Consider the following 21,191-nt stretch of genomic DNA (forward strand, 5'->3'; position numbering starts at 1 on the left):
GGCCGAGGAAGAAAATGTTCGGAAAATTGACACTGGATGCAGTGCCCTACCACGAACCCATTATCGTGGTTACGGTGGCTGCAATTATCATCGGTGGCGCAGCCTTACTGGGCTTGATCACTTACTTCGGTAAGTGGAGCTACCTGTGGAATGAGTGGCTGACTTCGGTTGACCACAAAAAACTCGGCATCATGTACTGCATCGTCGGTATCGTCATGTTAATTCGTGGCTTTGCGGATGCGATCATGATGCGTAGCCAGCAGGCACTCGCCTCGGCGGGTGAAGCCGGCTTCCTGCCGCCGCACCACTACGATCAGATCTTTACCGCCCACGGCGTTATCATGATCTTCTTCGTGGCGATGCCGCTGGTTATCGGTCTGATGAACGTTGTCGTTCCGCTGCAAATCGGCGCGCGCGACGTGGCGTTCCCATTCCTGAACAACCTGAGCTTCTGGTTCACGGTTGTCGGCGTTATCCTGGTTAACCTGTCACTGGGTGTGGGCGAATTTGCTCAGACCGGCTGGCTGGCGTACCCGCCGCTGTCGGGAATTGAGTACAGTCCGGGCGTTGGCGTCGACTACTGGATTTGGGCGCTTCAGCTCTCCGGTGTCGGTACGACCCTGACCGGTATCAACTTCTTCGTGACCATTATCAAGATGCGTGCCCCTGGCATGACCATGTTCAAGATGCCGGTATTTACCTGGGCATCTCTGTGCGCCAACATCCTGATCATTGCGTCCTTCCCAATCCTGACTGTCACCATCGCGCTGCTGACCCTGGACCGCTACCTGGGCACCCATTTCTTCACGAATGATATGGGTGGCAACATGATGATGTACATCAACCTGATTTGGGCCTGGGGTCACCCGGAAGTGTACATCCTGGTTCTGCCGGTCTTCGGTGTGTTCTCCGAAATCGCTGCAACCTTCTCGCGTAAACGTCTGTTTGGTTACACCTCTCTGGTGTGGGCAACCGTCTGTATTACCGTTCTGTCGTTCATCGTTTGGCTGCACCACTTCTTCACCATGGGTGCGGGCGCGAACGTAAACGCCTTCTTCGGTATTACGACCATGATTATCGCCATCCCTACCGGGGTGAAGATCTTCAACTGGCTGTTCACCATGTACCAGGGCCGTATCGTGTTCCACTCAGCAATGCTGTGGACCATCGGCTTCATCGTGACCTTCTCCGTAGGTGGGATGACCGGCGTACTGCTGGCGGTACCGGGTGCTGACTTCGTGCTGCACAACAGTCTGTTCCTGATTGCGCACTTCCATAACGTTATCATCGGTGGCGTGGTCTTCGGCTGCTTCGCTGGCGTAACCTACTGGTGGCCAAAAGCGTTCGGCTTCACGCTGAACGAAAAATGGGGTAAACGCGCGTTCTGGTTCTGGATCATCGGCTTCTTCGTAGCATTTATGCCGCTGTACGTGCTGGGCTTCATGGGTATGACCCGTCGTCTGAGCCAGCAGATCGATCCGCAGTTCCACCCAATGCTGATGGTTGCAGCAGGCGGCGCAGTGCTGATTGCCTGTGGTATCGCGTCTCAGCTGATTCAGTTCTACGTGTCTATTCGCGACCGCGACCAGAACCGTGACCTGACCGGTGACCCATGGGGTGGCCGTACGCTGGAGTGGGCGACCTCTTCTCCACCGCCGTTCTATAACTTTGCCGTTGTGCCGCAGATCCATGAACGCGACGCATTCTGGGAAATGAAAGAAAAAGGTGAAGCGTACAAGCAACCTGCTCATTACGAAGAGATCCACATGCCGAAAAACAGCGGCGCGGGCATCGTGATTGCCGCATTCGCAACGGTATTTGGTTTCGCAATGATCTGGCACATCTGGTGGATGGCGATTGTTGGCTTCGCCGGCATCGTAATCAGCTGGATTGTGAAGAGCTTTGACGAGGACGTGGACTACTACGTACCAGTCCGTGAAGTTGAAAAGCTGGAAAATCAGCATTTCGACGAGATTTCTAAAGCGGGGCTGAAAAATGGCAACTGATACTCTGGCGCACTCAACTGCCCACGCGCATGAACATGCGCACCACGATACAGGACCGATGAAAGTCTTCGGTTTCTGGATCTACCTGATGAGCGACTGCATTCTGTTCTGCTGTCTGTTCGCAACCTATGCCGTTCTGGTGAACGGCACAGCGGGCGGCCCGACCGGTAAGGACATCTTTGAACTGCCGTTCGTTCTGGTTGAAACCGCACTGCTGTTATTCAGCTCCATCACCTACGGCATGGCGGCTATCGCCATGTACAAAAACAACAAGAGCCAGGTTGTCTCCTGGCTGGCGTTGACCTGGTTGTTTGGTGCTGGATTTATCGGGATGGAAATCTATGAATTCCATCACCTGATCATGGAAGGTTTCGGTCCGGATCGCAGTGGCTTCCTGTCCGCGTTCTTCGCGCTGGTCGGTACTCACGGTCTGCACGTAACCTCTGGTCTGATCTGGATGGCGGTACTGATGTTCCAGGTATCCCGTCGCGGCCTGACCAGCACTAACCGTACCCGTATCATGTGCCTGAGCCTGTTCTGGCACTTCCTGGACGTGGTATGGATCTGTGTGTTCTCTGTTGTCTATCTGATGGGGGCGATGTAATGAGTCATTCAAACGATCATGGCGCTTCCCACGGCAGCGTAAAAACCTACATGACAGGTTTCATCCTGTCGATCATCCTGACGGTGATCCCGTTCTGGATGGTGATGAACGGTTCTGCGTCTAAGCCGGTTATCCTGGGCGCAATCCTGGTAACCGCTGTGATTCAGATTCTGGTGCATCTGGTTTGCTTCCTGCACATGAACACCAAGTCCGATGAAGGCTGGAATATGACGGCCTTTATCTTTACCGTGATTATCATCGCTATCCTGGTAGTCGGTTCCATCTGGATTATGTGGAACCTTAACTACAACATGATGGTTCACTAAGAGCGGCGAGTATGTTTAAGCAATACCTGCAAGTAACGAAACCAGGCATCATCTTTGGCAACCTGATCTCCGTGATCGGAGGGTTCCTGTTGGCCTCTAAGGGCAGCATTGATTACACCCTCTTTATCTACACGCTGGTCGGTGTGTCACTGGTTGTTGCGTCCGGTTGTGTATTTAACAACTACATCGACATGGATATCGACAAGAAGATGGAAAGGACCAAAAATCGGGTGCTGGTGAAAGGCCTGATCGCCCCTTCCGTCTCGCTGGTGTACGCCACCTTGCTGGGTATTGCTGGCTTTATGCTGCTGTGGTTTGGTGCTAACCCGCTGGCCTGCTGGCTGGGGGTGATGGGGTTCGTGGTGTATGTGGGCGTCTACAGCCTGTATATGAAGCGTCACTCCGTCTACGGCACGCTGATTGGTTCTCTCTCCGGCGCTGCGCCGCCGGTGATTGGCTACTGCGCAGTCACGAACGAGTTCGACAGCGGTGCGCTGATCCTGCTGGCTATCTTTAGCCTGTGGCAGATGCCGCACTCCTATGCCATCGCGATTTTCCGCTTTAAGGATTATCAGGCAGCGAACATTCCGGTTCTGCCGGTCGTGAAGGGCATTTCCGTTGCCAAGAACCACATCACGCTCTACATCATCGCCTTTGCTGTGGCAACGCTGATGCTCTCTCTGGGCGGCTACGCCGGGTATAAATATCTGGTGGTGGCGGCTGCAGTGAGCGTCTGGTGGCTCGGCATGGCGCTGCGCGGTTACAAAGTGGAAGATGACAAAGTCTGGGCGCGCAAGCTGTTTGTGTTCTCGATTGTCGCCATCACCTCGCTGTCCGTGATGATGTCCGTAGACTTTATGGTGCCGGATTCACACAACCTGCTCACTTACGTCTGGTAAGTGTGCTGAATTGAAAAAGCCAGGTTAATCACCTGGCTTTTTTTTTGCCCGGCGGCGCTACGCTTGCACGGGCCTACGGGATCGGTAGGTCGGGTAAGGCATCGCCGCCACCTGACGCGGTTTTGCACGATGGTAATATCTCTTAAACAAACACCTATTTACCGCAATTAACACCCCGCCTAAACTAGTGCCTGCTTTTGAATTGAGGTGGCAATGAACGATTATAAAATGACGCCGGGCGAGCTACGCGCGACCTGGGGTTTAGGGACTGTTTTCTCGCTACGGATGCTTGGCATGTTTATGGTCCTGCCTGTTCTGACCACGTACGGCATGGCGCTACAGGGAGCCAGCGAAGCGCTGATTGGTTTGGCCATTGGTATCTACGGACTGGCGCAGGCGGTATTTCAGATCCCCTTTGGTCTGCTCTCAGACCGCGTTGGTCGTAAACCACTGATTGTCGGCGGTCTGCTAGTCTTTGTACTCGGTAGCGTAATTGCCGCCCTCTCCCACTCTATCTGGGGAATTATTCTTGGCCGCGCCCTGCAGGGCTCCGGCGCGATTGCCGCCGCCGTGATGGCGCTGCTTTCAGATCTCACCCGCGAGCAGAACCGCACCAAGGCAATGGCCTTTATCGGCGTCAGCTTTGGCGTGACGTTTGCGATTGCGATGGTGCTCGGCCCTGTCATCACCCACAAACTGGGGCTGCACGCCCTGTTCTGGATGATTGCCGTGCTGGCGACCATCGGGATCGCGCTTACGCTGTGGGTGGTGCCGGACAGCAAAAACCACGTTCTGAACCGTGAATCCGGAATGGTGAAAGGCTGCTTTAGTAAGGTGATTGTCGAGCCGCGCCTGCTCAAGCTGAACTTCGGTATTATGTGCCTGCACATTCTGCTGATGTCCACCTTCGTCGCCCTGCCCGGCCAGCTTGCCGCTGCGGGCTTCCCTGCCGCCGAGCACTGGAAAATCTATCTGGTGACGATGCTGATCTCATTTGTCTCCGTGGTGCCGTTTATCATCTACGCCGAAGTGAAGCGCAAGATGAAGCGCGTTTTCGTGGGCTGCGTGGCGTTGCTGCTGGTTGCCGAGATCGTGCTCTGGGGCTCCGGCCCGCACTTCTGGGAACTGGTTGCTGGCGTACAGCTGTTCTTCCTGGCGTTTAACCTGATGGAAGCGCTGCTGCCGTCGCTTATCAGTAAAGAATCTCCGGCGGGCTATAAGGGTACGGCAATGGGCATTTACTCCACCAGCCAGTTCCTCGGGGTGGCCATTGGCGGCTCGCTCGGCGGCTGGGTGGACGGCCTGTTTGATTCGCAAACCGTGTTTCTCGCCGGTGCGCTGCTGGCGATGGTCTGGCTGCTGGTTGCCAGCACCATGAAAGAGCCACGCTACGTGAGCAGCCTGCGCGTGGAAATTCCGGAAGAGGTCGACGTCAGTGATGCGCTCAAACAGCGTCTGGAAGCAAAAGAAGGCGTGACTGAAGTGCTGATCGTTCCGGAGGAACGTAGCGCTTACGTTAAAATAGACAGCAAGGTGACCAACCGCTTCGAGGTGGAGCAGGCCCTGAAAGCTTAAAAAAATGCCCGGTTAAACCGGGCATTTTTGTCTTAATCGCGGAAATTTTTGAACTGGAACGGCTGTCCCAGATCGCCGCCGCGGATCAGCGCCATCACGCCCTGCAGGTCGTCGCGAGATTTCCCGGTCACACGAATCTCTTCGCCCTGGATTTGCGCCTGCACCTTCAGCTTGCTGTCTTTGATGAGCTTCACGATCTTCTTCTGCACCGCGCTCTCAATGCCCTGCTTCAGCTTCGCTTCCACGAACCAGGTTTTGCCGCTGTGGACAAACTCTTCCGGCACGTCCAGCGAGGTACCTTCAATGCCGCGCTTTAACAGCTTGGCGCGCAAAATGTCGAGCAGCTGATTGACCTGGAAATCAGACTCGCTCAGCACCTTAATGGTCTTATTTGCGTCGTTCAGTTCAAACGTCGCCTCAACGCCACGGAAATCGAAACGTGACTCAACTTCACGGCTGGCGTTATCCACGCCGTTACGCACTTCCTGGATATCAACTTCGGAAACAATATCGAAAGATGGCATCTTTTCTTCTCCCTTCATTTTTGTTGCGTTGCATAATACCCGCAACAAGGCATAACTCAAAAGCATAGTCGACGGCGCTATAATTAGGCCGTAACACCTGGCGCAGTTGCAGGTGAGGAGGAACAATGAAAATTACAGTGCTCGGTTGCGGAGCCCTGGGTCAGCTATGGCTGACCGCGCTATGTAAGCACGGACATGAGGTGCAGGGCTGGCTGCGCGTGCCTCAGCCCTATTGCAGTGTAAATCTGATTGATGAAGACGGAAGTATCTTTAACGAATCCCTTACCGCCAATGATCCTGATTTCCTTGCGCAAAGCGACCTGCTGCTGGTGACGCTCAAGGCGTGGCAGGTTTCCGATGCGGTAAAAGCGCTGGCCGCGCAGCTCCCCCCCACAGCCCCCATTTTGCTGCTGCATAATGGCATGGGAACCATTGATGAACTCAAGAGCATCTCGCAGCCGCTGCTAATGGCCACCACGACTCAGGCGGCGCGGCGCGATGGCAATATCATCGTGCATGTTGCGAGCGGCGTGACCCATATCGGTCCGGCCCGCGAGCAGGACGGCGACTACAGTTATCTGGCGGACGTGTTACAGAAAGTGCTACCAGACGTCGCCTGGCACAACAACATCCGCCCTCAGCTGTGGCGCAAGCTGGCGGTGAACTGCGTGATCAACCCGCTGACGGCGCTGTGGGACTGTCCGAACGGTGAGCTGAAAAACCATCCTCAGGAGATTGCCGCGCTGTGTGAAGAAGTCGCCTCGGTGATTGAACGTGAAGGCCTGCATACCTCGGCGGATGATTTACGTTATTATGTCGAGCAGGTTATTGATAGTACGGCAGAAAATATCTCCTCGATGCTGCAGGACGTTCGGGCTTTACGCCACACGGAAATCGACTACATCACTGGCTATCTGTTAAAACGCGCCCGCGCGCACGGCATCGCGGTGCCGGAAAACGCCCGACTGTATGACCTTGTTAAACGTAAGGAGAGTGAATATGAGCGCGTCGGCACTGATTTGCCTCGCCCCTGGTAGCGAAGAGATGGAAGCCGTCACCACTATCGATTTGATGGTGCGTGGCGGCATTAAGGTCACCACCGCCAGCGTCGCCAGCGACGGTAATCTGGCAATCACCTGTTCACGCGGGGTGAAAATCCTGGCGGATGCACCGCTGGTACAGGTGGCTGACGGAGAGTACGACATCATCGTCCTGCCCGGCGGCCTGAAAGGCGCGGAATGTTTTCGCGACAGCCCGCTGCTGGTTGAAACCGTGCGTCAGTTTCATTTATCCGGCCGCATCGTCGCGGCTATCTGTGCCGCAGCAGGAACGGTTCTGGTGCCGCACGATATCTTTCCCATCGGCAACATGACCGGCTTCCCGGGGCTTAAGGATACGATCCCGGAAGAGCATTGGGTGGATAAACGCGTGGTCTGGGATCCGCGCGTCAACCTGCTCACCAGCCAGGGGCCAGGCACCGCGATTGATTTTGCGCTGAAGATTATTGACCTGCTTGTCGGACGCGAGAAAGCGCACGAAGTGGCATCGTCGCTGGTGATGCCAGCGGGGATTTATAATTATTACGAATAAAAAAGCCGGGTGGCGGCTACGCCTTACCCGGCCTACACGTGCTCATCTATCTTTTCTCCCTCTCCCTGTGGGAGAGGGTCGGGGTGAGGGCATCAGGCCGCACTCCCCGGCGAGAATCTACGGGCGATACACCTTCACATTGGCAAAGCCCTGCTCGCGCAGATACAGCGCCTGCAGGCGGCTCATCACCCCGCGCTCACACCACAGCAGATACGTTTTGCTCTGGTCAAGATCGCCAAACTTGGTGCTCAGCTTGTAGAACGGCAGAGAAACCACGTCCACGCCTTCAACTTTCAGCGGCTTGTCATCCTGCTCGTCGATAGAGCGGATATCCAGAATCGCATCGTTAGCACCGAAACCGCTCACGGTTTCAACTTCAACCACGTCCTGCTCGGTCTGCTGGGCAATCTCGCGGATATCAATGTTGGACGCTTCCGCCACCACTTTTTCCAGAATGCCAAAATCGAAGTGCTCTTCTTCCGCTTCGATCTTCGCCTTCACCGCTTTCACGGTTGGGCTTTTTGAGATCACGCCGCAGTATTCCGGCATAGTGCGGGCAAAATCTTCGGTGCCGATTTCGCGCGCCAGATCGATGATGTGCTCTTTGTCGTGGGAGATCAGCGGACGCAGGATTAGCGTATCAGACACGTTGTCGATCAGACGCAGGTTGGTCAGCGTCTGGCTGGAAACCTGGCCCAGCGCTTCACCGGTCACCAGCGCCTGCACGCCGTAGCGTTCAGCCACTTTAGACGCCGCACGTACCATCATGCGCTTCAGCACCACGCCCATCTGGCCGTCGTCCACTTTTTCGAGGATTTCGCCGACCACGGGTTCGAAGTTGATCGCCACAAAACGCACGCGGTGGGAGCTGCCGAAGCGGTTCCACAAGTAATGCGCCACCTGACGAACGCCGATTTCATGCGCCGCGCCGCCCAGGTTGAAGAAACAATAGTGTACGCGACAGCCGCGACGCATCAGCATATAGCTGGAGACGCCGGAGTCGAAGCCGCCGGAGATCAGCGACAATACGTCTTCCTGAGTGCCGATTGGGAAGCCACCGATGCCTTCATAGCGCCCTTTTACCAGCAGCAGGCGATCGTTTTCGATCTCCAGGTTCACGGTCACGTCCGGGTTGGTCAGACGCACGCGCGCCGTTTCGACGTGCTGGTTCAGACCGCCGCCCACGTAGCGCTCAACTTCAATAGAGCTAAACTCGTGCTTGCCGCGACGCTTCACGCGCACGCAGAAGGTTTTGCCTTCGATCTGATCGCGATACTGAACCAGCGCTTTTTCGAAGATGTCGTGCATAGAGGTGAAAGGGACGTCTTCCACTTCCAGAATATGGTGAATACCCGGAATACGGGTCAGCGCGTCGCGGATATCAAGACGTTTGTTTTCGTCTTTGGCGCGCACTTCCACGTGGTCCCAGTGACGCACCACGGCGAGCGTTTCGTCGTAGTGCTTTAATACGTTACGAATGTTCCCGGTGAGAATTTTAATAAAGCGCAAACGCACAGATTGGCTTTTGATGGTGATTTCAGGGAACAATTTAATGATAAACTTCATGGCGGCAATGTTTCTTAGGCAAGCGTATTAAGGCTTGTAATGGAAAATGATACAGCAGCCCACACCCGTGGCTGCATCCAGGCGCGCAAGTATACCACCATCGCGCCGCTCGCGTTATTTGATAATTGCCCCGAGTCCGTTACCATGATGGGGCGAAGAATATAAGAGTCAATTCACTATGCCGAAGAAGAACGACGCACCGGCCAGTTTTGAAACTGCGCTGAGTGAGCTGGAGCAGATAGTTACCCGTCTTGAGAGCGGCGATCTCCCGCTGGAAGACGCGCTCAACGAATTCGAACGTGGCGTGCAGCTTGCGCGCCAGGGGCAGGTTAAACTGCAGCAGGCCGAGCAGCGCGTGCAGATCCTGCTTTCCGACAGCGAAGACGCGAAAACCACGCCTTTCACACCGGACGCCGAGTAAATGGATTTTGCTAACGCGCTTCAGGCGCGCGTTGTTCGCGCCAATGATGCCCTGCGCCGTTTCATTGAACCGCAGCCTTTTCAGAACACTCCACTGGTTGAAGCCATGCACTATGGCGCACTCTTGGGTGGAAAGCGCCTGCGCCCGTTCCTGGTGTACGCCACGGGGAATATGTTCGGTATCAGCGATAACACGCTGGACGCCCCGGCAGCCGCCGTGGAGTGCATCCACGCCTATTCGCTGATCCACGACGATCTCCCGGCCATGGACGACGACGATCTGCGTCGCGGTCAGCCAACCTGCCACATTAAGTTTGGCGAGGCGAATGCCATTCTGGCGGGGGATGCTCTTCAAACGCTGGCATTCTCGATTTTAAGCGATGCACCGATGGCGGAAGTGGCCGATCGTGACCGTCTGGCGATGGTCTCCGAACTGGCAATGGCCAGCGGCGTCGCCGGGATGTGCGGCGGTCAGGCACTGGATTTAGAGGCGGAAGGTCGTCAGGTTAATCTGGAACAGCTGGAGCGCATTCATCGCCATAAGACGGGTGCGCTCATTCGTGCAGCCGTTCGCCTGGGCGCGCTGAGCGCGGGTGAACACGGGCGCAAAGCCCTGCCGATTCTGGACAGATACGCAGAAAGTATCGGTCTGGCATTCCAGGTTCAGGATGACATTCTGGATGTGGTGGGCGATACTGCAACATTGGGTAAACGTCAGGGTGCGGACCAGCAGCTTGGCAAAAGTACCTACCCCGCCCTGCTGGGTCTTGAGCAAGCCCAACGTAAAGCCCGGGACCTGATAGAGGATGCCCGCCAGTCGCTGAATCAGCTGGCCGCGCAATCGCTGGATACCTCGGCACTGGAAGCGCTAGCGGACTACATAATCCAGCGTGATAAATAAACAACCTATCTCGATGAGCCTTTGATGAGTTTTGATATTGCCAAATACCCGACACTGGCGTTAGTTGACTCCACCCAGGAGTTACGCCTGTTGCCGAAAGAGAGCCTGCCGAAGCTGTGCGACGAACTGCGTCGCTACCTGCTCGACAGCGTTAGCCGCTCCAGCGGCCATTTCGCCTCCGGGCTTGGCACGGTTGAGCTGACCGTGGCGCTGCATTACGTCTATAACACGCCGTTCGACCAGCTCATCTGGGATGTAGGCCATCAGGCCTATCCGCACAAAATTCTGACCGGTCGTCGTGATAAAATTGGCACTATTCGCCAGAAAGGCGGCCTGCACCCGTTCCCGTGGCGCGGCGAGAGCGAGTATGACGTACTGAGCGTCGGTCACTCCTCCACCTCCATTTCAGCGGGTATCGGTATTGCCGTTGCCGCAGAAAAAGAGAATAAACAGCGCCGTACCGTCTGCGTGATTGGCGACGGGGCGATCACTGCGGGTATGGCCTTCGAGGCAATGAACCACGCGGGTGATATCAAGCCGGACATGCTGGTTATCCTGAACGATAACGAAATGTCGATCTCCGAGAACGTGGGTGCGCTGAATAACCATCTGGCACAGCTGCTTTCCGGCAAGCTTTACTCCTCGCTGCGCGAAGGCGGCAAAAAAGTCTTTTCCGGCGTACCGCCGATTAAAGAGCTGCTCAAGCGTACCGAAGAACACATCAAAGGCATGGTGGTGCCGGGCACGCTGTTTGAGGAGTTGGGCTTTAACTACATCGGCCCGGTTGACGGCCACGACGTACTGGGGCTGGTGACCACGCTCAAGAACATGCGCGACCTGAAAGGCCCGCAGTTCCTGCACATCATGACCAAAAAAGGGCGTGGCTACGAACCGGCGGAAAAAGATCCGATCACCTTCCACGCGGTGCCGAAGTTTGACCATACCAGCGGCTGTCTGCCAAAAAGCAGCGGCGGTATGCCGAGCTATTCGAAAATCTTCGGCGACTGGCTGTGTGAAACCGCGGCCAAAGACAACAAGCTGATGGCTGTGACGCCCGCCATGCGTGAAGGCTCCGGCATGGTCGAGTTTTCCAAAAAATACCCTGACCAGTATTTTGACGTCGCCATCGCCGAGCAACATGCGGTGACGTTTGCGGCGGGTCTGGCGATCGGTGGCTACAAGCCGGTGGTGGCAATTTACTCCACCTTCCTGCAACGCGCCTACGATCAGGTTATTCACGATGTTGCCATCCAGAAGCTGCCGGTGCTGTTTGCTATCGACCGCGCGGGCATCGTGGGTGCCGACGGTCAGACGCACCAGGGCGCATTTGATCTCTCTTTCCTGCGTTGCATCCCGGACATGGTGATCATGACGCCGAGCGACGAGAACGAATGTCGCCAGATGCTGTTTACCGGTTACCACTATCAGGACGGTCCGAGCGCGGTTCGCTACCCGCGCGGCAATGCCCTGGGCGTTGAACTTCAGCCGCTGGAAAAACTGGCGATCGGTAAAGGCCTGGTGAAGCGTCGCGGTGAGAAAGTGGCGATCCTGAACTTCGGCACGCTGATGCCGGAAGCGGCAAAAGTGGCCGAAACGCTGAATGCCACGCTGGTGGATATGCGCTTCGTTAAGCCGCTCGATGAGTCCCTGATCCTGAGCATGGCGGAAAGCCACGACGTGCTGGTGACGCTGGAAGAAAACGCCATCATGGGCGGCGCGGGCAGCGGCGTAAACGAGGTGCTGATGGCAAACCGTAAAGCCGTTCCGGTGCTGAACCTCGGCCTGCCGGATCATTTCATTCCGCAAGGTACCCAGGACGAAGCCCGCGCGGCGATTGGTCTGGATGCCGCAGGTATCGAAGCCAAAATCCGCAGCTGGCTGGCATAACCCCTCCCCTTTACCGCTCCTGCTATGCTTAAACCTCATGTTTAAAATAGCAGGAGCGGAACCGTGCAATACACTACGTTAGGAAAAACGGACCTGAAGGTTTCCCGACTTTGCCTGGGCTGCATGACCTTTGGCGAGCCGGATCGGGGAAACCACGCCTGGACGCTGCCGGAAGAGAGCAGTCGTCCGATTATCAAACGCGCCATTGAAGGCGGCATTAACTTCTTTGACACCGCCAACAGCTACTCCGACGGCAGCAGCGAGGAGATCGTTGGCCGCGCTCTGCGCGACTTTTCCCGGCGGGATGAGATCGTCGTCGCTACCAAGGTTTATCACCAGACGGGCGATCTACCCGAAGGCCTTTCTCGCGCGCAAATCCTGCGTTCCATTGATGACAGCCTTCGCCGCCTGAACATGGATTACGTCGACCTGCTGCAGATCCACCGCTGGGATTACAACACCCCCATTGAAGAGACCCTTGAAGCGCTGAACGACGTGGTGAAAGCCGGTAAAGCGCGCTACATCGGCGCGTCGTCTATGCACGCGTCGCAGTTTGCCCAGGCGCTGGATCTCCAGGCACAGCACGGCTGGGCACGCTTTGTCACCATGCAGGATCACTACAACCTGATCTATCGTGAAGAAGAGCGTGAGATGCTGCCGCTGTGCCATCAGGAAGGTGTGGCGGTGATCCCGTGGAGCCCGCTGGCGCGCGGTCGACTGACCCGTCCATGGGGCGAAACCACGGCTCGCCTGGTATCGGATGAAGTGGGGAAAAATCTCTATGACGGTACAGAAGCCAGCGATGCGCTGATTGCCGAACGTCTGGCAGGCATTGCCGACGATACCGGTGCAACCCGCGCCCAAGTGGCGCTGGCATGGCTGCTCAGTAAACGCGGGGTTGCCGCACCGATTATCGGCACGTCGCGGGAAGAACAACTGGATGAGCTGCTGAATGCGGTGGACATCACGCTGACGCCGGAGCAGATTGCCGAGCTGGAGACGCCGTATCAGCAGCATCCGGTGGTGGGGTTTAAGTAAACACTTGCCGGGTGGCGGCTTCGCCTTACCCGGCCTACGATCGCACCCTATTTGTAGGCCGGGTAAGCGCAGCGCCACCCGGTAATACAGAGCGCACAAACTTACGCGAAGTGATCGTACCCTTTCCAGTCGAGCGTCACCGGCGCACCTTCACGGACAAACTTCAGCCCTTCGCTCTCCGGCATAATCTGCCCGATGCAGGTAAATTTCGCGCCGAGATGCGCTAACGCCACGTCCAGCGTTCCGCGGTTCAGCTCCGGTACGGTGAAGCACAGTTCGTAGTCTTCACCCCCGGACAGCGCCCAGCGCAGCGCCTGCTCAGGTTCGACATGGCGAAGCAGTTGCTCCGACAGCGGGAACAGGTCCAGGTCAACGCGTGCGCCCACGCCGCTGGCCTTCAGGATATGCCCGAGATCGGAGATCAGCCCGTCAGAGAGATCGATAGCCGAGCTTGCCCGCTCGCGCAGCGCCTGGCCGTGCAGAATACGCGGCGTTGGCCGCAGATGGCGCTTCACCAGATGCGCCGCATCGTCAGCATCTCCAACCGTTAAACGGCTCTGAAGGACCGCCAGCCCTGCCGCGCTGTCACCCGGCGTACCGGTCACGTAGATCCAGTCGCCTGGTTTTGCGCCCGAGCGCTTCAGCGCGCGGCCGAGCGGCACATAGCCGTGGATCGCCAGCGTCATCGACAGCGGCCCGGCAGTGGTATCACCGCCAATCAACTGCATATCGTAATAATTCAGCTGTTCAAACAGCGTGTCGCTAAACGCTTCCAGCCAGGCTTCATCGACCTCTGGCAACGTCAGAGCCAGCGTCAGCCAGGCAGGATCGGCACCCATCGCCGCCAGATCGCTAACGTTCACCGCCAGCGCTTTATACGCCAGATCGGCAGGATCGATATCGGGCAGGAAATGACGCCCGCACACCAGGGTGTCGGTGCTGATTGCCAGCGTCTGTTTTTCGGGGATATTGAGAAGTGCACAGTCATCGCCAATGCCGGTTTCAACATCAAGACGAGAGGTTCTGACACGGTCGAAATAACGGGCAATCAGGGAGAATTCGCCGCATGCCATACGTTATGCCTCAGCAAATAAAAGAAAAAACCGGAGCCGCACTGCCCGTCAGGCAATGCAGAACTCCGGTTTGCGGATCACTTTTTGTGGGGACGGATCGCAGGTGCTGCTTTATCAAGTACGCCGTTTACAAACTTGTGGCTGTCTTCAGCGCCGAAGGTTTTCGCCAGTTCGATCGCTTCGTTGATGGCCACTTTGTACGGCACATCATCACGTTTAGACAGCTCAAACAGCGCGATACGCAACACTGCTTTTTCCACCTGGCCCAGCTCTTCGAGCAGGCGAGACAGGTATGGCTTCATCAGGCCATCGAGATACGCGCTATTAGTCGCCACTCCCGACAGCAGTTCACGGAAGTACAGAACGTCAACATCTTTCACGTCCTGTTCTGACAGGAACTGGTATTCAACATCAGCGATGTCGTTCTGGGACAACTGCCAGGAGTAAAGCGCCTGAACGGCACATTCACGGGCGCGGCGACGAGCAGCAGGTTTCACGGAATTCCCCTTACAAAAAAATCAGGCCTTGATGGCTTTCAATACATTGATCATTTCAAGCGCGGTCAGTGCAGCTTCTGCACCTTTGTTACCGGCTTTGGTGCCAGCACGTTCGATGGCTTGTTCAATACTTTCGGTAGTCAGCACGCCGAATGCGACAGGAATTTCAGCATCCTGTGCAACGTGAGCCAGACCATTGCTTGCACCGCCCGCAACGTATTCGAAGTGCGCAGTGCCGCCACGAATAACAGTACCCAGCGCAATCACCGCGTCGTATTTACCGGTTTTCGCCAGCGCGCCCGCCGCCAGTGGCAGTTCGTAAGCGCCTGGAACCCAAACAACGGTAATGTTGTCATCTTTAACCTGGCCGATACGTTTCAGGGCGTCAATCGCACCTTCCAGCAGGCTGTCGTTGATGAAGTTGTTGAAACGCGCAATGGTGATGGCGACGCGAGCGTCCGGGGTAGCTACAGCAGCTTCAATAATGTTCATACTCTTCCTTTACGGGTTCATTTGGCCCCGCAGGGGGGCGGATTTTATCATAATACTTTGCGCACTGCTTCCCTATTTCGGGAGCAATTACGCTGTCGTTAAATGGAGGCAGACATCCGGACCCACCGGACGAATCTCGCTGAATCTGAGTTGTGGTGCGTCGGCCAGTTTTTCAAGGCCAGGCAGCACAAACAGGCCGCGCGCGTCGTGCCCTAACAGTTTAGGCGCAACGTAGACAATCAATTCATCCACCAGCCCAGCCTGTAAGAGCGCACCGGCGAGCGTAGGCCCGGCTTCGACCCAGATGCTGTTGACCTGCTGCTTACCGAGCAACATCATCAGCACGACTAAATCCAGATGCCCGTTATGCTCCGGCACCATGATGCTGCGCACGCCTTCCGCCCATTCACGCGTATCTTCCTTCGTGCGGGCAATCCAGATTTCACCCGGCTGCTGCACGATGCGGTGATCCGGCGTCACGCGGTTCTGGCTATCAATAATAATGCGCAGCGGCTGACGCAGGTTCTCCTGCGGGTAAAGCGCCTGGGTATCGGCACTCAGTTCGTCCCAGCGCACGGTCATGGCCGGATCGTCAGCCAAAACGGTTTCACTGCTGGTGAGGATAGCATGGCTTTGCGCACGCAGACGTTGCACATCGCGCCTTGCCTGCGGCGAGGTGATCCACTGGCTCTCGCCGTTTGCCATCGCCGTACGACCGTCCAGCGAGGCGCCCAGCTTGAGCTGAATGTACGGGAACCCGGTACGCATACGCTTCAGGAAGCCTTTGTTAATCGCTTCCGCGTCCTGCATCATCAGCCCATGGCTGACGTCAATGCCTTCCTGCTGAAGTCGATACAGACCGCGTCCAGCCACCTGCGGATTCGGATCCTGCATTGATGCAACAACGCGCGACACACCCGCTGCAATCAGCGCCTCACAGCACGGCGGCGTACGCCCGTGATGGCTGCAGGGCTCCAGCGTAACGTAGGCCGTGGCACCGCGCGCCTTCTCGCCCGCCATGCGCAAGGCATGCACCTCGGCGTGGGGCTCGCCCGCACGAAGGTGATAGCCTTCGCCCACGATCTCGCCCTCTTTGACAATAACGCACCCCACGTTCGGGTTCGGATGGGTAGTAAAACGACCACGCTGCGCCAGCTTCATGGCTCGTGCCATGTACATCTCGTCCTGCATGGGCTTAATCCTGTAGGCGGGCGATCTCTTCGCCGAACTCTTTGATATCTTCGAAACTGCGGTAGACAGAGGCGAAGCGGATATAAGCGACTTTATCGAGCTTTTTCAGCTGTTCCATCACCAGGTTACCGATCATTTTGCTCGGCACCTCGCGCTCACCTAAGCCACGAAGATGAGACTTGATGTGGTTTAACGCCATTTCGACATCGTCTGCGCTGACGGGCCGTTTTTCGAGGGCTTTCAGCATTCCGCTGCGCAGCTTTTCTTCATTGAACGGCTCGCGCACGTCGTTACTTTTCACCACGCGCGGCATTACCAGCTCTGCAACTTCAAAGGTCGTGAAACGCTCGTTGCACACCAGACACTGTCGGCGACGGCGTACGGAAGACCCTTCGCCCACCAGGCGAGAGTCGATGACTTTGGTATCCACAGCGGAGCAGAATGGGCAATGCATACGGTATCCCTGTAATCCGATTAACTGATTTTCATTTTACCCTGATCTGGCCTGACAACAAAGGAAGAGCTTTTTGAGACAAAGGATCTATGTCAGACACAATGAAGCTGGCTACCATAAAGGCGATCCGTTATTTCAAGGAAATAAACGCAATGACAAGACGTTACCTGAGAATTCTGCTGGTGGGGAGCCTCTTTACCCTTAGCGCCTGTGCACAGCAAACTGAAGTCCGCGAAATGAAACAAAGCGTGAACACGCTCAATGCGGCCATGGACAAGCTGAACAAAGAGACCGTGAAAATCACCCAGCAAAATGCGCTGAATGCGAAGTCCAGCAGCGGCGTTTATCTGCTGCCGGGTGCCAACACGCCTGCCCGCCTGAACAGCCAGATTGGCACGTTAAAGATGTCTCTGGTGAATGTTGCAGCGAATGCCGATGGTACTCGCGCAACATTACGCATTCAGGGTGAATCCAACGATCCGCTTCCCGCGTTCAGCGGCACCGTAGAGTGGGGCCAGATTCAGGGCACCACGGAAAGCTACCAGGAAGTGAACGTGAAGAACCAGCTCTTCACCGCCCCCGCCAGCACGCTGGCCCCGAGCGATGTTGATATCCCGCTACAGCTGAGTGGGCTCACCCCAGAACAGCTGGGCTTTATCCGCATTCACGACATTCAACCCGCCGCGCAATAACCTCCTCTTTTAGCGGAGTGAAATGTCACTCCGCTAACATTTACATTTCGTATGGATTGGCAACATAAATGTTTGCCGTTACAATCCCGGCCGTTTAAAGTACGCAAACGTGAACGCAATCGATTACGCATGTGAGAGATATGTGAAACAACACATATTTTTGTGAGCAAGGATTCCTATAATAGGCTCCGCAGAAACACGAAATATTTTGATACGCAAATCGCGCATTTTTCACTCCCGGAAGGGAATTTCAATCAGTGGCATGATTATGAAAAAAACATTACTCGCAGCCGGTGCTGTACTGGCACTCTCCTCCTCTTTCACTGTTAACGCAGCGGAAAACGATAAACCACAATACCTCTCCGACTGGTGGCACCAGAGCGTTAACGTGGTTGGCAGCTACCACACCCGTTTCGGACCTCAGATCCGTAACGATACCTACCTGGAATACGAAGCGTTCGCCAAGAAAGACTGGTTTGATTTCTATGGTTATATGGATGCACCGGTCTTCTTCGGTGGTAACACCGACGCGAAAGGTATCTGGAACCACGGTTCCCCGCTGTTCATGGAGATCGAACCACGCTTCTCTATTGATAAGCTGACTGGCACCAGCCTGGCGTTTGGTCCGTTCAAAGAGTGGTACTTCGCAAACAACTATATCTACGACATGGGCCGTAACAAGTCCGGTCGTCAGAGCACCTGGTACATGGGTCTGGGTACGGACATCGATACCGGTCTGCCAATGAGCCTGTCCATGAACGTGTACGCGAAGTACCAGTGGCAGAACTACGGCGCCGCGAACGAAAACGAGTGGGACGGCTACCGTTTCAAAGTGAAATACTTTGTGCCAATCACCCAGCTGTGGGGCGGCAACCTGAGCTACATCGGCTTCACCAACTTTGACTGGGGCTCAGACCTGGGCGACAACGACTTCCGCGATCTGAACGGTAAGAAAGCGCGCACCAACGACTCCATCGCTTCCAGCCACATCCTGGCGCTGAACTACGATCACTGGCACTACTCTGTTGTTGCGCGTTACTGGCATAACGGTGGTCAGTGGAACGACGACGCGAGCCTGAACTTCGGTAACGGCGATTTCAGCGTCCGTTCTACCGGTTGGGGTGGTTACCTGGTTGTAGGTTATAACTTCTAACCTGTGCGAGATTGTGCGGGCTGGTGCCCTCACCCCTTCCCTCTCCCACGGGAGAGGGCGCAAACACAAAAAAACGGCAACATCGTTGCCGTTTTGCTTTTACCTCGCCACCTGGCTTTTTACTGCTTCACCTTCCGCAAAAAATCCGCCAATGACCTGTCAGCACTCTCGCTAAACCGCCTCTCCGTCTGCACAATATTGAGGCATCGGTCGAGCCGGAAACAGCGGTAGTCATCGCGCCGCTCGCACCACGCAGCCAACAGCCAGTGCTCCCCCCAGAAGAACAGCCCAAGCGGCTGCACCTCACGCCAGGTTAACTGCCCTGCCTCATCACGGTAATGCAGCGCCAGCACGCGCTGCGCAGATATCGCCTGATGAATCACATCAAATCCGCTGCGGGAATGGGGCTGAAGCGCAATATCCGGCGCATATATACGCGTATGCTCCGCCTTGCGTCGGCTCTCCTCGGGCAGGATCGCCAGCACCTTCTCCTGAGCCGACTCCAGCTCGCGAGACAACGACTCTCCACCCCAGGTTTTCAGCAGACGGATTGCCACCATCAGCGCCTCGGACTCTTTATTGGTCAGCATCAGCGGCGGCAGGTCAAAGCCCGACAGAAGCCGGTATCCGCTTCCCGCCTCGCCCTCTACCGGCACACCAGAGAGAGACAGGTCGCGGATATCGCGATAAACAGTGCGCTCGGAGACGCCGAGTCTCTCCGCCAGATGCGCTGCCGTTGTCAGACGCCTGCCCCGCAGGATCTGCACAATCTGAAACAAACGGTCAGCGCGTCGGGTCATCGTCTCTTTTGCTCTCAGGCCGGTTGATGAAGGCCGACGCGATTACCTTCGCTGTCGGTGAACAAGGCAATGGTGCCAATGCCTCGCGGCAATTCCAGCGGACCAAAGACGCACGCACCGCCCGCAGAGGCAATGCGATCGAGCGTGGCCGCCAGATTGTCAGTATGCAGATAAATAATAGCGCCCTGCTGCGACGGCGTAATGCCGTCAAATTTCGCCAGCGCCCCACCGGTTGCCGGGTCTTCATGCGGGAAAATCGCCAGCTCTGCCACGTCCATTTTCTCGCGCTTCAGCGTAACCTGCATTACCGGTTCATAAAATTTGATGGCGCGATCCATATCGGCGACCGGAATTTCAAACCAGTTAATCACACTTTTCATACTTCCTCCTGCCTGTTGTTTGGGTTCAGAAGGAGTCTACGACAGGGCTCCTGACAGCATACTGTCAGGAGTGTTTGTCAGGAGCAGATAAAAAAAATCCCGGCCAACAGACCGGGATTTCGATAACACCTAAGACACTGTCTTACGGCAGAATTGACGGCTGATCCGCCCCTTCTTTTTCGACTTTCTGCTGGAGCAGGTGCTCGCGCTTCATGCCGAGTTTCAGTGCCAGTGCGGACGCGACGTAGATAGACGACGCCGTACCGATAGACACACCGATCAGCATGGTCAGCGAGAAGCCTTCCAGCACCGGACCACCGAAGAGATACAGCATCAGGATAACCATTAAGGTCGTTCCGGATGTGATCAAGGTACGGTGCAGCGTCTGGGTCAACGACACGTTGAAGATTTCGTACGGCGTACCGCGACGGATCTTACGGAAGTTTTCACGAATACGGTCAGATACCACGATACTGTCGTTCAGTGAGTAACCGATAACGGACATCAGGGATGCCACAATCGTCAGGTCAATCTCAATGTGGAACAGAGACAGCACGCCCATAGTGATGACCACGTCGTGCGCCAGCGCGATAACCACACCTGCCGCCAGTCGCCACTCGAAGCGGAAGCCAACGTAGATCAGGATGGAAATCAGCGCCACCATCAGCGCCATCGCGCCGGTTTGCGCCAGGTCCGCACCCACGCTCGGGCCAACGAACTCAATACGCTTCACCGCCGCATTCTGGCTGGTCGATTCGTTGATAACCTTCAGAACCTTGCTACCCAGCTCCTGGCTGCCGTTGGCGTCGTGTACCGGAGGCATACGCACCATGATGTCGCGGCTGCTGCCGAAGTTCTGCAGCAGCGGCTCTTCAAAGCCCGCTTTCTGCAGCGATTCGCGCATCTGGTCCATATCGACCGGTTTTTCCAGGGAGATCTCGATGACCGTACCACCGGTAAAGTCGAGACCCCAGTTAAAGCCTTTCACGCCCATAATGACGATGGACAGAATCAGCAGAAAACCTGAAATGCCGAAGGCCCAGTAGTCCCAGCGCATAAAGTCCCAGACTTTACGGCCGTGGTTCAATTGTTCAACAGTATATTCCTGTGCCACAACGCACTC

23 protein-coding genes are annotated in these 21,191 nt (G+C 56.1%); 13 read left to right on the plus strand and 10 right to left on the minus strand.

Annotated elements, in window-relative coordinates:
• Nucleotides 1-14 precede the first annotated feature (14 nt).
• From cyoB to KW829_RS15990, 5 genes are all read left to right on the plus strand, one after another.
• The gene (gene cyoB / locus KW829_RS15970) at nucleotides 15-2,006 is read left to right on the plus strand and encodes a cytochrome o ubiquinol oxidase subunit I (protein WP_089600909.1); all 1,992 of its coding nucleotides are present in this window, start codon (nucleotides 15-17) and stop codon (nucleotides 2,004-2,006) included.
• The gene (locus tag KW829_RS15975; RefSeq protein ID WP_006176900.1) at nucleotides 1,996-2,610 is read left to right on the plus strand and encodes a cytochrome o ubiquinol oxidase subunit III; all 615 of its coding nucleotides are present in this window, start codon (nucleotides 1,996-1,998) and stop codon (nucleotides 2,608-2,610) included. The genes cyoB and KW829_RS15975 overlap by 11 nt, the downstream gene beginning before the upstream one ends.
• Nucleotides 2,610-2,936, plus strand: a complete 327-nt coding sequence (locus KW829_RS15980) for a cytochrome o ubiquinol oxidase subunit IV (protein ID WP_006809888.1) — start codon at nucleotides 2,610-2,612, stop codon at nucleotides 2,934-2,936. The genes KW829_RS15975 and KW829_RS15980 overlap by 1 nt, the downstream gene beginning before the upstream one ends.
• Nucleotides 2,937-2,947: 11 nt before the next feature.
• A complete protein-coding gene (gene cyoE / locus KW829_RS15985) occupies nucleotides 2,948-3,835 on the plus strand; it encodes a heme o synthase (RefSeq protein WP_010428092.1) in 888 nt (295 codons plus the stop codon).
• A 213-nt stretch (nucleotides 3,836-4,048) separates the two neighbouring features.
• A complete protein-coding gene (locus KW829_RS15990; RefSeq protein ID WP_215230696.1) occupies nucleotides 4,049-5,410 on the plus strand; it encodes an MFS transporter in 1,362 nt (453 codons plus the stop codon).
• Between the two features lie 32 nt (nucleotides 5,411-5,442).
• Here KW829_RS15990 and KW829_RS15995 read toward each other — a convergent pair whose 3' ends face one another.
• Nucleotides 5,443-5,934 carry a YajQ family cyclic di-GMP-binding protein gene (locus tag KW829_RS15995; RefSeq protein WP_042320808.1) on the minus strand — a complete coding sequence of 164 codons (492 nt, stop codon included), beginning with the start codon at nucleotides 5,932-5,934 and terminating at the stop codon, nucleotides 5,443-5,445.
• Between the two features lie 125 nt (nucleotides 5,935-6,059).
• Here KW829_RS15995 and panE point away from each other — a divergent pair, with 125 nt between their 5' ends.
• Nucleotides 6,060-6,971 carry a 2-dehydropantoate 2-reductase gene (gene panE / locus KW829_RS16000; RefSeq protein ID WP_010428088.1) on the plus strand — a complete coding sequence of 304 codons (912 nt, stop codon included), beginning with the start codon at nucleotides 6,060-6,062 and terminating at the stop codon, nucleotides 6,969-6,971.
• Nucleotides 6,934-7,524 carry a protein deglycase YajL gene (yajL, locus tag KW829_RS16005; RefSeq protein WP_218308595.1) on the plus strand — a complete coding sequence of 197 codons (591 nt, stop codon included), beginning with the start codon at nucleotides 6,934-6,936 and terminating at the stop codon, nucleotides 7,522-7,524. The genes panE and yajL overlap by 38 nt, the downstream gene beginning before the upstream one ends.
• Nucleotides 7,525-7,641: 117 nt before the next feature.
• On the opposite strand, the gene thiI is transcribed toward yajL, so the two are convergent.
• Nucleotides 7,642-9,090 carry a tRNA uracil 4-sulfurtransferase ThiI gene (thiI, locus tag KW829_RS16010; protein WP_010428085.1) on the minus strand — a complete coding sequence of 483 codons (1,449 nt, stop codon included), beginning with the start codon at nucleotides 9,088-9,090 and terminating at the stop codon, nucleotides 7,642-7,644.
• A gap of 178 nt (nucleotides 9,091-9,268) precedes the next feature.
• Between thiI and xseB the strand changes: the two genes are divergently transcribed.
• The 4 genes from xseB (at nucleotide 9,269) to KW829_RS16030 (ending at nucleotide 13,336) form a co-directional block, all read left to right on the plus strand.
• A complete protein-coding gene (gene xseB / locus KW829_RS16015; protein ID WP_003859094.1) occupies nucleotides 9,269-9,511 on the plus strand; it encodes an exodeoxyribonuclease VII small subunit in 243 nt (80 codons plus the stop codon).
• Nucleotides 9,512-10,411: a (2E,6E)-farnesyl diphosphate synthase gene (gene ispA / locus KW829_RS16020; protein ID WP_010428080.1), complete on the plus strand. Its 900-nt coding sequence runs from the start codon at nucleotides 9,512-9,514 to the stop codon at nucleotides 10,409-10,411.
• A gap of 24 nt (nucleotides 10,412-10,435) precedes the next feature.
• Nucleotides 10,436-12,298, plus strand: coding sequence for a 1-deoxy-D-xylulose-5-phosphate synthase (gene dxs / locus KW829_RS16025; protein WP_010428079.1), 1,863 nt, complete (start codon nucleotides 10,436-10,438; stop codon nucleotides 12,296-12,298).
• Between the two features lie 63 nt (nucleotides 12,299-12,361).
• Nucleotides 12,362-13,336, plus strand: coding sequence for an aldo/keto reductase (locus KW829_RS16030; protein ID WP_218308596.1), 975 nt, complete (start codon nucleotides 12,362-12,364; stop codon nucleotides 13,334-13,336).
• Between the two features lie 101 nt (nucleotides 13,337-13,437).
• Here KW829_RS16030 and thiL read toward each other — a convergent pair whose 3' ends face one another.
• From thiL to nrdR, 5 genes are all read right to left on the minus strand, one after another.
• Complete coding sequence (thiL, locus tag KW829_RS16035; RefSeq protein ID WP_218308597.1) at nucleotides 13,438-14,409, minus strand: thiamine-phosphate kinase; 972 nt, start codon at nucleotides 14,407-14,409, stop codon at nucleotides 13,438-13,440.
• Between the two features lie 77 nt (nucleotides 14,410-14,486).
• The gene (gene nusB, locus KW829_RS16040; RefSeq protein WP_006809908.1) at nucleotides 14,487-14,906 is read right to left on the minus strand and encodes a transcription antitermination factor NusB; all 420 of its coding nucleotides are present in this window, start codon (nucleotides 14,904-14,906) and stop codon (nucleotides 14,487-14,489) included.
• Between the two features lie 21 nt (nucleotides 14,907-14,927).
• Complete coding sequence (gene ribE, locus KW829_RS16045; RefSeq protein WP_006176874.1) at nucleotides 14,928-15,398, minus strand: 6,7-dimethyl-8-ribityllumazine synthase; 471 nt, start codon at nucleotides 15,396-15,398, stop codon at nucleotides 14,928-14,930.
• A gap of 87 nt (nucleotides 15,399-15,485) precedes the next feature.
• On the minus strand, nucleotides 15,486-16,589 hold the full coding sequence (gene ribD, locus KW829_RS16050) for a bifunctional diaminohydroxyphosphoribosylaminopyrimidine deaminase/5-amino-6-(5-phosphoribosylamino)uracil reductase RibD (protein ID WP_218308598.1): 1,104 nt from the start codon (nucleotides 16,587-16,589) through the stop codon (nucleotides 15,486-15,488).
• A gap of 4 nt (nucleotides 16,590-16,593) precedes the next feature.
• A complete protein-coding gene (nrdR, locus tag KW829_RS16055) occupies nucleotides 16,594-17,043 on the minus strand; it encodes a transcriptional regulator NrdR (protein WP_006176872.1) in 450 nt (149 codons plus the stop codon).
• 152 nt (nucleotides 17,044-17,195) lie between these two features.
• Between nrdR and KW829_RS16060 the strand changes: the two genes are divergently transcribed.
• Together KW829_RS16060 and KW829_RS16065 are read left to right on the plus strand one after the other, a co-directional pair.
• Complete coding sequence (locus tag KW829_RS16060) at nucleotides 17,196-17,735, plus strand: DUF3251 domain-containing protein (protein WP_010428067.1); 540 nt, start codon at nucleotides 17,196-17,198, stop codon at nucleotides 17,733-17,735.
• A gap of 268 nt (nucleotides 17,736-18,003) precedes the next feature.
• The gene (locus KW829_RS16065) at nucleotides 18,004-18,888 is read left to right on the plus strand and encodes a nucleoside-specific channel-forming protein Tsx (RefSeq protein ID WP_010428066.1); all 885 of its coding nucleotides are present in this window, start codon (nucleotides 18,004-18,006) and stop codon (nucleotides 18,886-18,888) included.
• Between the two features lie 119 nt (nucleotides 18,889-19,007).
• Here KW829_RS16065 and KW829_RS16070 read toward each other — a convergent pair whose 3' ends face one another.
• From KW829_RS16070 to secF, 3 genes are all read right to left on the minus strand, one after another.
• Nucleotides 19,008-19,688, minus strand: coding sequence for a YafY family protein (locus KW829_RS16070; RefSeq protein ID WP_218308599.1), 681 nt, complete (start codon nucleotides 19,686-19,688; stop codon nucleotides 19,008-19,010).
• Between the two features lie 14 nt (nucleotides 19,689-19,702).
• Entirely contained in the window at nucleotides 19,703-20,068 is a 366-nt protein-coding gene (locus tag KW829_RS16075; protein ID WP_010428062.1) for a VOC family protein, read from the minus strand.
• 142 nt (nucleotides 20,069-20,210) lie between these two features.
• Nucleotides 20,211-21,182, minus strand: a complete 972-nt coding sequence (secF, locus tag KW829_RS16080; protein WP_089599268.1) for a protein translocase subunit SecF — start codon at nucleotides 21,180-21,182, stop codon at nucleotides 20,211-20,213.
• Nucleotides 21,183-21,191 lie beyond the last annotated feature (9 nt).

Origin of the sequence: Enterobacter sp. ENT02 (assembly GCF_019219165.1) — a bacterium.
Lineage (GTDB): Bacteria > Pseudomonadota > Gammaproteobacteria > Enterobacterales > Enterobacteriaceae > Enterobacter > Enterobacter mori.